The 13169-nt window shown below is 67.9% G+C and carries 15 protein-coding genes; 8 read left to right on the plus strand and 7 right to left on the minus strand.

Features of this window, described 5'->3' with window-relative positions:
• Positions 1–131: 131 nt before the first annotated feature.
• Positions 132–1451 carry an MFS transporter gene (locus ACIRB1_RS21555; RefSeq protein ID WP_352179949.1) on the minus strand — a complete coding sequence of 440 codons (1320 nt, stop codon included), beginning with the start codon at positions 1449–1451 and terminating at the stop codon, positions 132–134.
• Complete coding sequence (locus tag ACIRB1_RS21560) at positions 1448–2155, minus strand: GntR family transcriptional regulator (RefSeq protein ID WP_352179948.1); 708 nt, start codon at positions 2153–2155, stop codon at positions 1448–1450. The genes ACIRB1_RS21555 and ACIRB1_RS21560 overlap by 4 nt, the downstream gene beginning before the upstream one ends.
• A gap of 334 nt (positions 2156–2489) precedes the next feature.
• Between ACIRB1_RS21560 and ACIRB1_RS21565 the strand changes: the two genes are divergently transcribed.
• The gene (locus ACIRB1_RS21565; RefSeq protein ID WP_352179947.1) at positions 2490–3401 is read left to right on the plus strand and encodes a serine hydrolase; all 912 of its coding nucleotides are present in this window, start codon (positions 2490–2492) and stop codon (positions 3399–3401) included.
• Between the two features lie 116 nt (positions 3402–3517).
• Here the strand turns inward: ACIRB1_RS21565 and ACIRB1_RS21570 are convergent, their stop codons facing one another.
• Genes ACIRB1_RS21570 through ACIRB1_RS21580 form a run of 3 tightly spaced genes read right to left on the minus strand, consistent with a single transcriptional unit; the run spans position 3518 to position 5696 of the window.
• Entirely contained in the window at positions 3518–4624 is a 1107-nt protein-coding gene (locus ACIRB1_RS21570; RefSeq protein WP_403466603.1) for a DUF6183 family protein, read from the minus strand.
• Positions 4621–4812 (minus strand): DUF397 domain-containing protein, encoded by a 192-nt coding sequence (locus tag ACIRB1_RS21575; protein ID WP_403466604.1) that lies wholly within the window; start codon positions 4810–4812, stop codon positions 4621–4623. Before ACIRB1_RS21575 ends, ACIRB1_RS21570 begins: the two co-directional genes overlap by 4 nt.
• A gap of 5 nt (positions 4813–4817) precedes the next feature.
• Positions 4818–5696 carry a helix-turn-helix transcriptional regulator gene (locus ACIRB1_RS21580; protein ID WP_328830449.1) on the minus strand — a complete coding sequence of 293 codons (879 nt, stop codon included), beginning with the start codon at positions 5694–5696 and terminating at the stop codon, positions 4818–4820.
• Between the two features lie 233 nt (positions 5697–5929).
• Here ACIRB1_RS21580 and ACIRB1_RS21585 point away from each other — a divergent pair, with 233 nt between their 5' ends.
• From ACIRB1_RS21585 to ACIRB1_RS21615, 7 genes are all read left to right on the plus strand, one after another.
• Positions 5930–6379, plus strand: a complete 450-nt coding sequence (locus ACIRB1_RS21585) for an ATP-binding protein (RefSeq protein ID WP_403466605.1) — start codon at positions 5930–5932, stop codon at positions 6377–6379.
• 123 nt (positions 6380–6502) lie between these two features.
• Entirely contained in the window at positions 6503–6934 is a 432-nt protein-coding gene (locus tag ACIRB1_RS21590; protein WP_352179943.1) for a WXG100 family type VII secretion target, read from the plus strand.
• A gap of 90 nt (positions 6935–7024) precedes the next feature.
• Positions 7025–7339, plus strand: a complete 315-nt coding sequence (locus ACIRB1_RS21595; RefSeq protein WP_403466606.1) for a WXG100 family type VII secretion target — start codon at positions 7025–7027, stop codon at positions 7337–7339.
• Complete coding sequence (locus tag ACIRB1_RS21600; RefSeq protein ID WP_403466607.1) at positions 7339–9018, plus strand: RNase A-like domain-containing protein; 1680 nt, start codon at positions 7339–7341, stop codon at positions 9016–9018. The genes ACIRB1_RS21595 and ACIRB1_RS21600 overlap by 1 nt, the downstream gene beginning before the upstream one ends.
• Positions 9019–9031: 13 nt before the next feature.
• On the plus strand, positions 9032–9604 hold the full coding sequence (locus ACIRB1_RS21605; protein ID WP_403466608.1) for a hypothetical protein: 573 nt from the start codon (positions 9032–9034) through the stop codon (positions 9602–9604).
• A 13-nt stretch (positions 9605–9617) separates the two neighbouring features.
• On the plus strand, positions 9618–9917 hold the full coding sequence (locus ACIRB1_RS21610; RefSeq protein ID WP_403466610.1) for an RNase A-like domain-containing protein: 300 nt from the start codon (positions 9618–9620) through the stop codon (positions 9915–9917).
• Between the two features lie 106 nt (positions 9918–10023).
• Entirely contained in the window at positions 10024–10719 is a 696-nt protein-coding gene (locus ACIRB1_RS21615) for a contact-dependent growth inhibition system immunity protein (RefSeq protein WP_403466611.1), read from the plus strand.
• 43 nt (positions 10720–10762) lie between these two features.
• Here ACIRB1_RS21615 and ACIRB1_RS21620 read toward each other — a convergent pair whose 3' ends face one another.
• Together ACIRB1_RS21620 and ACIRB1_RS21625 are read right to left on the minus strand one after the other, a co-directional pair.
• Positions 10763–12166: a dihydrolipoamide acetyltransferase family protein gene (locus tag ACIRB1_RS21620; protein WP_403466612.1), complete on the minus strand. Its 1404-nt coding sequence runs from the start codon at positions 12164–12166 to the stop codon at positions 10763–10765.
• A gap of 10 nt (positions 12167–12176) precedes the next feature.
• Positions 12177–13169, minus strand: a complete 993-nt coding sequence (locus tag ACIRB1_RS21625) for an alpha-ketoacid dehydrogenase subunit beta (RefSeq protein WP_403466613.1) — start codon at positions 13167–13169, stop codon at positions 12177–12179.

Consider the following 13169-nt stretch of genomic DNA (forward strand, 5'->3'; position numbering starts at 1 on the left):
CGCTTGTGGCCGCCTGACACTCACGGCGACCTGACACTCATGACGGCTGACGCCCATGACCGCTGACGCCCATGACGGCCTGACAGCCGCTCACGTCGTCACGACGTCACGTCGTCACGTCGTCACGACGCTCACGCGGGTACGTGCACCGTCTCCACCCGGCTCGCCACCAGCCGTTCGCGCTCGCGGCGGGCCGCCCGGCTGCGCAGCCGGAGGATCTGGCTGATGCCGAGCGCCTGGAGGACGAAGATCACCGAGAAGGCGATCGAGTAGTTGTCGCCGGTCGCGTCGAGAAGCACACCGACCAGGAACAGGGTCGTCATCGAGGCCACGAAACCACCCATGTTGGTGATTCCGGAGGCGGTGCCCTGACGCTCCGGCGGGTTGGCCGGGCGGGCGAAGTCGAAGCCGAGCATCGAGGCGGGGCCGCAGGAGCCGAGCACCGTGCACAGCACGATCAGCAGCCACATCGGCGCGTGCTCGCCCGGGTAGAGCAGCGTGACCGCCCACACCAGGGCCGTGGCGCCGACCGTGCCGAGCGCGAGCGGCAGCCGCGCGGTGTGGTGCCGGGCGACGATCTGGCCGTAGACCAGGCCGACGACCATGTTGGACAGGACGACGAGGGTGAGGAGTTCGCCCGCGGTGGCGCGGGACAGGCCCTGGGCCTGGACCAGGAACGGCAGGCCCCACAGGAGCAGGAACACCATCGCCGGGAACTGGGTGGTGAAGTGCACCCAGAGGCCGAGGCGGGTGCCCGGTTCACGCCAGGAGGCGGCGATCTGACGGCGGACGTAGGCCGCGCCGCGGTGCGGGAACGGCTCCGGCTCGTGCCCGTCCGGGTGGTCCTTCAGGAACAGAAGCAGCAGGACCAGGACCACGACTCCGGCGAGCGCGCTGCCCGCGAAGGCGGCCGTCCAGCCGATGCCGTGCAGCAGGCGCGCGATCACCAGGGTGGAGACGAGGTTTCCGGCCATGCCCACGAGGCCGGCGAGCTGGGCGACCATCGGGCCGCGGCGGGCCGGGAACCAGCGGGTGCCGAGCCGCAGCACGCTGATGAACGTCATCGCGTCACCGCAGCCGAGCAGGGCGCGGGAGGCGAGGGCGGTGCCGTAGGAGGGGGAGAACGCGAAGCCCAGCTGGCCCGCCGTGAACAGCAGGACGCCGATCGTCAGGACCTTCTTGGTGCCGAGGCTGTCCACGAGGAGGCCGACGGGTATCTGCATGCCCGCGTAGACCAGCAGCTGGAGGATCGAGAAGGTCGACAGGGCCGAGGCGTTGACGTGGAACCGCTCGGCGGCGTCGAGGCCGGCGACACCGAGGGACGTACGGAAGATGACGGCGACGAAGTAGACGGAGACGCCGATGCTCCACACGGCGACGGCTCGTCGGCCGCCGGGCGGATCACCGGGCAGGGACAGCGAAGAAGCGGAACTCGAACTGCTGCTGCTCATCGGACCTCGCCCCGAGCCAGGTGGGAGAACCAGTCGACGTGCTGATGGACGATTCCCGCCGCGGCCTCGGCGTCCCCCGTGCGCAGCGCGTCGAGGATCGCCGCGTGCTCGGTGAGCGTCTTGGCGATGCGGTCGGGGTGCGCGTGCATGATGGCGACGCCCATCCGGAGCTGGCGGTCGCGGAGTTGGTCGTAGAGCCGGGAGAGGATCTCGTTGCCGCCGCTGCGGACGATCTCGGCGTGGAAGCAGCGGTCGGTGACGGCGGCGCCGGCCAGATCCCCCGCTGCGGCCTGCTCCTTCTGCCGGTCGAGGAGTTCCTCCAGGCGGGCGATGAGCGTCGGGGACGCCGGTACGACCTTGCGGACCGCGTGCTGCTCCACCAGCATCCGGGTCTCGACCACGTCCGCGATCTCCTGCGAGGAGACGGGCAGGACCAGGGCGCCCTTCTTCGGGTAGAGCCGGATCAGCCCCTCGACCTCCAGCCGCAGCAGCGCCTCACGCACGGGCGTCCGCGAGACCCCGACGGCCTCGGCCAACTCGCCCTCGGTGAGCAGGGTGCCGCCTTCGTAACGCCGATCCAGGACACCCTGCTTGACGTGGGCGTAGACGCGGTCGGCGGCGGGCGGCTGCTTGACGGCGGCAGGGGAGGAACCAGCGGCGGCGAGGGGCGGAGCGGAGGACGGAGACGGGGACAGGGACGGCATGAGGACAGCATAGATACAACACGTACGCATGAGGACGGGCGTCCAGGATGCGGACGGAACCGGGAGGGGGGTGGGGGGCGTCTACGACGGTGCGCGTCTACGGGAGTGTCCCCACGGTGACACCTCTACGGGGACGCGTTTTCCGCGGCCGGTCGGCAGGGGGTGTCTCCGGGGCGGGATGTCGGGGTGTCGGGGTGTGTCACACCTTCGTGGACCCGGCGCAGCAACCGCACAACCTTCTGTGCTAGTTACGTGTCACACACATGCGGCCCTTCCATCCCCCCTCCAACTGGGCCGCTCCTCAGGGGCATTCAACGTATTCGGGGTACCTCAGTTGATTACTGCCATTACCGGCATCAAGGGCAGCCGCTTCCGCAGAGCCGCCGCGGTCACCGTGACCGCAGGCGCCGTGCTCGCGGGCGGTGCCCTGACCGCGGCACCCGCGCAGGCCGTCACCGCGCCGTCGATCGTGGCCAAGGGCGGCTACCTGATGAACAACGCCAACGGGTCGACGTTGTTCAACAAGAAGATGGACACCAAGCTGTCCACCGGCTCGACCACGAAGATCATGACCGCCAAGGTCGTGCTCTCCCAGTCGAACCTGAACCTCGACTCGAAGGTCACCATCCAGAAGGCGTACAGCGACTACGTGGTCGCCAAGAACGCCTCGCAGGCCCACCTGATCGTCGGCGACAAGGTCACCGTCCGCCAGCTCCTCTACGGCCTGATGCTCCCGTCCGGCTGTGACGCGGCGTACGCGCTGGCCGACAAGTACGGCTCCGGCTCGACCCGGGCCGCACGCGTCAAGTCGTTCATCGGCAAGATGAACTCCACGGCGAGGACGCTCGGCCTGACGAACACGAAGTTCGACTCGTTCGACGGCATCGGCAACGGCAACAACTACTCGACGCCGCGCGACCTGACGAAGCTCGCCAGCAACGTGATGAAGAACGCCACGTTCAGGACGGTCGTCAAGACCAAGTCGTACAAGGCGAAGACGATCACCAAGACCGGCAGCACCCGCACCATGGCTGCCTGGACCAACACCAACACCCTGCTCAGCAGCTACAGCGGCGCCATCGGCGTGAAGACCGGCTCCGGCCCCGAGGCGAAGTACTGCCTCGTCTTCGCCGCCACGCGCCACGGCAAGACGGTCATCGGCACGGTCCTCGCGTCGACGTCGGTCACCCAGCGCTCGACAGACGCGACCAAGCTGCTCAACTACGGCTTCGCGCGCCTTGGCTGACATCCAGTCAGCTTCCTGACCAGCACAGGCACAGAGGGGCCCGCCGCATCACAGCGGCGGGCCCCTCTGCCGTCCGCCCTTCGCCGCCGTACGGCAATCTCCAGTCGGTGGCTTCTCTAGTCGGTGTCCGTCGCCGCCAGCACAGCGATCCGGCGGTGGTCGGGGGAGAGGGCGACTATGCCGTAGTCGGAGTCGATGTCGCCATGGAACCAGTCCGTGTCGGTCTCGAAGTGGAACCAGTTGGTCTGCCGGGCACGATGCTCCACCTCCTCCGCGCTCGCGCCCGCCGGAGCACCGCTGAGCCCCGCGATCGAACGCCATGCCCACAGACGGCCGTACGCGCCGTGCACGCCCGAGTCGTACATGCCGCCCATCGACGCCGTGGCGAAGAGGAGCCGCCAGATCTCGTCCAGCGGACGGACGGCGATCTCGAAGCGGTCCGTGGGGCCGAGCCCGTCGAGGCAGCCCATGGGCAGGGTCGGCAGCAGAGCCGGCACGCGCTCGGGCGGTACGGCCTCGTCCAGCGGGAACACCCAGGCGCCGAAGTCAGCCCATTCGCCCGCCTGCGGGGCGGCGACGATGCTCTCACGTACGTCCGTCGTGGCCGTGTCGCGCAGGGCGGACCGCTCGGACGTACGGGGTGTCGGCAGGTCCACGCGCCCCTCGGCGGGCAACTGGCTCGGTACACCGTAGGAGGAGCCGTTGAGCGAACGGGTCGGGAAGTCGGCGCCTGACTCCACGTCGATGCGGTGCGTCGGAAGCCAGGACAGCGGATGCCACGGGGGTAGCACGTGCGCCGCGGAACGCAGCGCCGGGTACGTGTCGGTCCGCACGCCACGGAGCACCAACTCGTGCAGAAGGCAGGCCCTCAGCTCGTTCAGGTACTCCCGCCCGCGAGGTTCGAAGACGACGGCCGCGAGGTCGGCGACATGGTGGCGCTCCGCGAGGACCGAGGCGACGAAGGGCAGCAGGGGGCGCGGGCTGCCTGTGGACGGCCGCTTCTCGTCGAGGAACCGGAGGAGGTTGACCAGGCTGTCCCGACCCGGTGTGAAGGCCAGCACCCTTACCACGTTGGCCAGTTGACGCTCGTACTCTCGTACCTGCCGTACGGCGACCACGTGCCGGTCGACCAACTGCTCCCCCAGCTCACGCACATACGATGCGTCCCCCTGCACGGCACGCTGCTCGGCCTGACCCCACTGGAGGTCGCCGGAATCACTCACCCTCGTCGTTCCCTCGCGTGCGCGGTGAACGCGGTCCAAGTGGCGGGGGTGACCTGGAGTATCGGTCCGTCGGGCGCCTTGGAGTCCCGGACGGCGATGGTGGTGGGGATGTTGCGGGCGACCTCGACGCACTCCTGACCGGCATTTCCGCCGCTGTAGCTGGACTTGACGAACTCGAATGCGGGCACGCCGGCTACGTCTCCTTCAGGATCGCGTCGATCAGTCTGACCGAGTTCTGCCCCGCCAGGCCCAACCGCGTGATCCGGTCGAAGAGCCCGTTGTGGTGGTCGGCATCAGTATCGCTCTCCAGCCAGACGGTCGACGAGGTGGTATCCACGTGAACCACGTCCAGGGCACCGGGTTCGGCGAACGACACGATGGTGAAGGCACTCGTCATCCCCGGATGCGCGCCAGCCAGGTAAGGCAGCACCTGGAGCTTCACGTTCGGTCGGCGCGTCATGTCCAGCAGATGCCCGAGCTGGGCTCGCATGACCTCACGCCCGCCTACGAGTTGACGCAGGGCGGCCTCATGCACGACCGCCCACAGTTCCAGCGGGGCCTCCCCATGCAGCCGAGCCTGGCGCGCCATTCGGGACTCGACAAAGGGCTCGATCTCATCCGGGTCCTCCCAGTGGCCGTTGCCGACCGCCAATGCCCGCGCGTAATCCGGCGTCTGCAACAACCCCGGGACGACAGCCAGTTGCCATGTTCGGATGTTGGTGGCGATGTCCTCCAGCGCCACGTACTCGACCATCGCCTCCAGTTGGGGGTACTGGTTCCACCAGCCGTGGGCTTTGCGCCGCTCACGGTCCGCCTTGGCGAGGGCCAGCAGCTTCCCGATCACCACCTCGTCGCTCTCGCCGTACAGGTGGCACAGCGCCCTGACATCGGGATCGCGCATCGGCACCTGACCGCGCTCGATCTTCGCGACCTTGGTCACGGACGCCGTCAGCGCTTCGGCGGCATGTGCCTGCCTCAGGTCACGCGCCTCCCGCATCCGAAGCAGTTCGCCACCAAGCCTGCGGCCCAACACGGTGGTCACCGTCCGCCCGCGGTCAGGGTTGTTGCCCATACAGCGTTCCTTCCCCATGAGTCGGCCCAGTCTGTAGCCCTCTCGAAGCAACCCACAACCGAGGCAGGAATTTTTCTGCCGAGAACTAGTTGCTGCCAATCATCCCGGAACGCTACCGTCAGTAGGCAACAAGCCACCCAGCGACACCAGTTGGCGGAAGTGCACCGCGCTGCCCTCACACAGCACGGCAGAGCCACCCCACCTGGCCCCGTCCCCCATGGAGGTGCCTCCCGGTGACCGACTCCTGTCCTCCAGGACTCCCCAAGCCCCACGACCGCCGCTACGACCACTACGACGCCGTCACCTACACCCCGTACCCGATCAACATCCCCCGCGCCCGCAGACACGTCGCCCACCTCACCGCCACCTGGGGACACCCCCGATCCGCTGGCGACGCGGCGCTACTGGCAAGCGAGTTGTGCACGAACGCCTTACTGCACGGGTGCCTGCGGGACCGTCTGTTCCGCGTGGAGACGTCCCTGACCGGCAACGCCCTGCGCGTCGCGGTGACGGACCCGAGGGGCGAACGGCTCCCGTTCCCTCAAACCTCCACCCCCGATGACCAGTTCGGCCGCGGCCTGCTCATCGTCCGGGCGCTCGCTGCCCGTTGGGCCGTCGAGAGGCTCACCGTCGGGAAGACCGTGTGGGCGGAGCTGAACATCGCGGGGCGCCACGAGACGTAACTCCGCGACACGGCAAGGTCATCCGCCGGCCTGACCGCCTCGCTTCGAGGTCACTGCGAACCGTAGGATTATTGCAACAGCAAGTGACGTGTGATGTCGACGCGACGGGGGCGGAGATACGGCATGGCAGTGCCCGGAACCGGAGCGGGCCAGGGCGGCAACCCTGACCTGCACGTCACATCCGCCGATCTCACCAAGCTCGCCGGTGACCTCGACCACATGCAGGACCACCTCGACAAGCAGGTCAGACGGATGGACGCGGTCGTCGACCGCATCGAGGCCGGCTGGCGCGGGCCGGCGGCGACGGCGTACCGCGAGTTCCACCGCGCGGCGACCGAGGACGCCGTACGCATCCGCGAAGTCATGAAGCTGCTGGAGCAGGCCGTGCGGATGAGCCGGGACGGCTTCTCCGCGCACGACATGGAGGTGCTGGAGCAGATGCGGAGCATCCAGGTGGACGTCGGCAGCGAGGTCGACAAGCTGTCGACGCCCAACACGGAGGCGGGGACGGGAGCCGACGCGGCGCCCCCGCGCAGCAGCCTCGACTCCTTCTGACCCGGCTGACCGCCCTTCTGGCCCTTCTCAACGCGTGCTGCCAAGTGCCGCTCAGCCAGCCATAGTTACCGACCGATATCCAGGGGGATCATGTCGACCGGGGCTTCCGCCGACGACCACATAGCCGTCTCCTTCGCCACGCTCCACGACCTCGCCACCGAGCTGGAGGACATCCTCAAGCAGCTCAACGGCAAACTCGACGACCTCTACGACCGCGCCGAACCGGTCGTCCTGTCCTGGAAGGGCGAGGCCCGCGAGGTCTTCGTAGAGAAGCTCGACGAGTGGGACCGCTCGGCCCAGGATCTGCAGGCCGCGCAGAAGTGGCTGCACGCGTATGTCACCACCGGTCACGCAAATTACGCAGCGGCTCATCGGGCGGTGCTGCGCGGCTGGGGAGGGGTCTGATGAGCACCCCGACGCCTCCGGGGACCACGAAGATCGATGTCACTCCGACCGTCCTGTACGGCGTCTCAACCGGCATAGCAGGCCAGCAGGACCCCCTTGACCGTGGCATCAAGTCGTTCCTCGACGAGCTGGCCCGGTACCCGGACGGCGGCGGGAGGGGTACGGCGATGAAGGAATTCACCACCGCCTATCTGAAAGTCGCCGAGCGCTTCCTGGAGGTCTGGGCGAAGGCCGTGGTGAGTGTGGGAGGAGCCGCTGTCGGCTTCACGTCTACCGCCAACAATTACGCGGCGGCCGACGCGGCAACCCACCCTTCGCCAACGGGACAGCCGACACACCGGCCCAACCCGCCCGTCATCGACAAGGCCCCCACGTACGGTCCCGTCACCGATTTCAAGTGGGGGGACATCGATGCGGGCCAGGACTTGATGCAGGAGGCCCTCGAAGGTCTGGAAGCCGTGGTCCTGGCTGTCATGCGCCCCTTGCTGGAACACGAGTGCCGCTGGGGCAAAGCGGCAACGATCCTCCCGTTGCCCAATCACCTGCGCCTGTACTCGATCTCTCAGGCATGGCGCATGCCGCAGACCACCCTCGGCATGGTGGACGGAACGCTGACGGGCCTCGTCGGCAGCATCACCGACCAGACCGATCAGGACTGGTACAACGCGATGCGGACATTCTGCAGCACGCTGTGGGGAACTTCAGCCTGGGGCAAGAACCGGGAGGGCTACGACTGGGCCAACGACGACGCGAAGAAGAGAGGGAGCAGCCACCCAGTCTTCGCCGTTCTCTTCGACACCTGCGACGCCATGGTCGAGGCGATCTACAACGTCGCCAAGGCGGCGGAGGACGTCCGGGACGATCTGCACCGGATCTACCGCCAGGCCGTTGTCGACAGTCTCAAGCAACTGGATCCCAGAGATCTGGACATCACGGATGCCAAGAGCCTGGTGAAAGGGCTGTGGGAAGCAGGAAAGGGCTTGGTCGCGGACGTCTCTGTCGGGATCGTGCTGAACATCGACGAAGGCGCCCTGAACGACGCGGTGTCGGCCTACAACAACCGAATTCACCGGCAGGTCAGCGAAATCAATACGCTGCTACCGGCCCTGGACGAGGCATACACGAGCGCACCGACCTTCAATGCCGAAACCGCCAGAGCCGAGGCGTTCGGCGCTCGGGCGCTGACGGACTTCAAAGGGGACCCTCTCTACACCGTTCCGGGAGATGACGAGTCCAAGCACCGCTTCCCCGTCGATCTCGCCAATCAAGAAGGACTGGCAGGTTCGCACGTCATCGACAAGCATGTAGGAAAGACGGACGTACAACTGGAGCAAAGGCTTCGCGACCAGGCCAAGGTGCGTCCGGACGGTACGGTCGCGCCCATCGCCGCATCGACTTTCACCGACCTGACATCGGCCCAGCGCTACACGCAGGGCGTCCTCGACGACCCGGGCAACCAGCAGAAGATCGCGAACTGGCTTGCGAGCAACCCGAACCCGGATCGTTCCAAGCGAACTGTGGGACTCACCTTCAACGACACCGTGGGCAGGACCTGGACGCGCGGTGACTCCGCTGCCCACGACTCGCATATCGTCAATGTGACCTTGAAACCCCGTCCTGGCGGACATCCGCCCTATGTAGTCCTCACTTCGATGCCTAGCGACACGGTTCAGTCATGAGGGACAACAAGCCATGAGAGAGCAACAGGTGATCGATTCCGCTTCCTGGAAATCGGCTCTGCTGGAACTGTTCGGCGGGGCATGGACCTTCGCGGCGGCGGGTCCCCGGAGCCATGACGACTGGCGCCGAGACGTGCAGGCCGTCATGACGCTGAAAGCCGAAGACCCGCGAAATTGGGGGTCCTTGAATTTCCCACCACCAGGACCTAACGGCGATAATAGTCAAGAATCACCTTTCGCCGATCTACGTCTCGACGAATTCGACTCTCTCCTCTATCGAGTGGGAAAGAAATCCGCATCCCAACTACTGACGGCTCTGCAAGGAAAATACTACCAATCGTCAAACATCCCCGATTTTGAGAGCCGCAAGGAGCATCTCTTCAAGTGCGCCGATGCGGTTCTCTCAAGATTTTCTGCAGGAGCCGCCTATTACACGAACCTCGCCGCCGCCCGAGTAGACCCGGATGTGGAACTACTGAATCCCGATGCTGAATGGAACTGTATTTCCAAATTCACCACCGACTGTGGCCTGATTGTTGTATCGGACTCCGAAGTAGGAGTTTTCTGGGCCTTCGACGAAGACTGAGAGCCGTCAATAAATGCGCACCCGCACCGCCACCTACCCCGACCACGAAACCGCCCAATGGGCCACCCAACAGACCGTCACCGCCAACGAACAGGCCATCCACCGCTGGCTCGCCCAGTCCACCCGCCCCCGTCTGACCATCGAGGCATCCTGGCCCTCCCGCCCCGAACCGGTCGGACGCGTCCTGCTCCAGGCGATGATGCTGGCCGGACGAGACCCGGTGGACGTCCGCGCGGCCCGAGTGATCCTGAAGCGGGACGCGTCCCGGCCGCACGGGTTCACCGTGCACGCCACGTTCCCCGTCTACCTCTAACCCGCACCCCGCACCCCGCACCCCGCAAACCATGACGACCCACCCGTAGCGACCCGACCCGTAACGACCCGCCCCGTAGCGACCCGATCCGTAGAGGCTGATCCCCGTGCCCCTGAGCCCCCTCGAACACGACCGCCGCTACGGCGAGTTGGACCAGGTGATCCGCGCCTACGCCGGTCAGCCGGCCGACGACACCCCGGACAAGCCGAGCGCCGCACTGGTCGCCTACCTGCGCCACACCTGGCACACCCGCCCCTGGGCCCTCGCCGTCGCGGAGCGGCAGCTGCGGGAGTACGCGGACCATCCGCCGGGCCGACTCCGGCTGCGGCTCGGCGAGTTCTACGCGATCCCGGACGTGGGGCTCCCCGAGGGCGAGATCCAGCAGTGGCTGTACTGCCTCGCCGATCACATCAGGCACAGCGTCGAGGAGGGGGAGGTCCCGCCCCCGGCGACCCCCGCCACCCACTGGGAATGGCACGCCCGCTTCCCGGAACTCGGGCAGTTCCTCGGCGGATGGTTCTCCCAGGACATGCCGGACGAGTTCGACGACCACGACGCGGCGATCGACGACTACCGCACCGCGACCGACCCGCACCTCGTCGCCCGCCTCACCGGCGAACTCCACGAACTCCTCGCCCTGGACCTCGACGAGTCCGACTACGCCCTCGCCGTCGCCGAGCTGGGGATGGAGGTCGACCCGCCCGCGCCGTATTCACCGAGCGGCTGGCTCGCGTCGGCCGCCGACCGGCTGGGCACACCTCGCGCCGACTACCGGCCCCCGACGCAGGCACCGCGGGGCTGAGCCGCGCGTCCCCGGCCCACGGAGATGCGCGGCTCCTCGACCGCTACGCCCAGGTGATCAACCGCTTCGGCTGCTCCAGCACCGCCGCCACGTCCGCCAGCACCTTCGACCCCAGCTCCCCGTCCACCAGACGGTGGTCGAAGGACAACGCCAGCGTGGTGACCTGGCGCGGCTTCACCTTGCCCTTGTGGACCCAGGGCTGGAGTTTGATCGCGCCGACCGCGAGGATCGCGGACTCGCCGGGGTTGAGGATCGGGGTGCCGGTGTCGATGCCGAAGACGCCGACGTTGGTGATGGTGACCGTGCCGCCCTGCATCGCCGCGGGGGACGTCTTGCCCTCGCGAGCCGTGGCGACCAACTCGCTCAAGGACTGGGCCAGTTCCGGCAGGGTCTTCGCGTGGGCGTCCTTGATGTTCGGGACGATCAGGCCGCGCGGGGTGGCCGCCGCGATGCCGAGGTTGACGTAGTGCTTGAGGACGATCTCCTGGGCGGCCTCGTCCCAGGACGCGTTGATGTCGGGGTTGCGCTTGATCGCGACCAGCAGGGCCTTGGCGATCAGCAGGAGCGGGTTGACCCGCAGGCCCGCCATGTCCTTGTCCTGCTTCAGCTCCTCGACCAGCTTCATCGTGCGCGTCACGTCCACCGTCACGAACTCCGTGACATGCGGTGCCGTGAACGCCGAGCCGACCATCGCCGCCGCCGTCGCCTTGCGGACGCCCTTGACCGGGACACGGGTCTCCCGGGACGTGTCGTACGTCGCGGAAGGTGCCGAGGGTGCGACCGCCGCCGCGGGCGCCACCGGGACCGCAGGCGCGGCTGCCTGCGCCGGAGCCGCCGCCGCGTGCACGTCCTCGCGGGTGATCACGCCGTCCGGGCCCGACGGGGTCACCGTCGCCAGGTCGACGCCCAGGTCCTTCGCCAGCTTGCGCACCGGCGGCTTCGCCAGCGGGCGCTGTCCCACGACGTCGGGCGCCGCCGCATGGCCGTTCAGCTCCGCCTGTACGGCCTTCACCGCCGCCTGCACGGTCTCCTGGGCCGGGATCTCCGCCCCCTTGCGCGGGCGGCGCTTGGTGGCGGACGTGGACACTCCGTAGCCCACCAGGACCGGTGTGCGGGCCGCCGGCTTCTCCTCCGTGGCCGGAGCCTCGGGGGCGGCCTCGGCCGGGGCCTCCGCCGGAGCGGCGCCACCCGACACGTCCACCGCGATGATGGACGTGCCGACGTCCACCGTCGTCCCCTCGGGGAAGTGGAGTTCGCGGACCACGCCGTCGTACGGGATGGGCAGTTCCACGGCGGCCTTCGCCGTCTCCACCTCGCAGACGACCTGGCCGTCGGTGACGGTGTCGCCGGGCTGGACGTACCACTTGAGGATCTCGGCCTCGGTGAGGCCCTCGCCCACGTCCGGCATCTTGAACTCGCGTACGGACGCTTCTGTCATCGTCGTCACGACCCTCTCCTCAGTACGCCAGAGCGCGGTCGACGGCGTCGAGCACCCGGTCCAGGCTCGGCAGGTACTCCTCCTCCAGGCGGGCCGGCGGGTACGGGGCGTGATAGCCGCCGACCCTGAGCACCGGGGCCTCCAGGTGGTAGAAGCAGCGCTCCGTGATGCGGGCCGCGATCTCGCCGCCGGAGCCGAAGAACACGGGCGCCTCGTGGACCACGACCAGACGGCGGGTCTTCTCGACCGAGGTCTGGATCGCGTCGAAGTCCAGCGGGGACACCGAGCGCAGGTCCAGGACCTCCAGGGACCTGCCCTCCTCGGCGGCCGCGTCGGCGACCTCCTGGCAGAGCTTCACCATCGGGCCGTAGGCGGCGAGGGTCAGGTCGGTGCCCTCGCGGACCACGCGGGCCTTGTGCAGCGGGCCGGGGATCGCCTCGGTGTTGACGTCGCCCTTGTCCCAGTAGCGTCGCTTGGGCTCGAAGAAGATCACCGGGTCGTCGCTGAGGATGGCCTGCTGCATCATCCAGTAGGCGTCCGACGAGTTCGACGGGCTGACGATCTTCAGGCCGGACACGTGCGCGAAGAGCGCCTCGGGGGACTCGGAGTGGTGCTCTACCGCGCCGATGCCGCCGCCGTAGGGGATGCGGACGACGACCGGGAGCTTGACCTTGCCCAGGGAGCGGGCGTGCATCTTGGCGAGCTGGGTGACGATCTGGTCGTAGGCGGGGAAGACGAAGCCGTCGAACTGGATCTCCACGACCGGGCGGTAGCCGCGGAGGGCCAGGCCGATGGCCGTGCCCACGATGCCCGATTCCGCGAGCGGGGTGTCCACCACCCTGCGCTCGCCGAAGTCCTTCTGGAGGCCGTCCGTGACGCGGAAGACGCCGCCGAGCTTGCCGACGTCCTCGCCCATGATGAGGACCTTGGGGTCGGACTCCAGGGCGGCGCGCAGCGATTCGTTGATCGCCTTGGCCAACGGCAGGTTCTTGAACGTCGCGGTGTCCGCCAT

The organism is Streptomyces sp. NPDC096013 (assembly GCF_044763565.1).
Classification (GTDB): Bacteria; Actinomycetota; Actinomycetes; order Streptomycetales; family Streptomycetaceae; genus Streptomyces.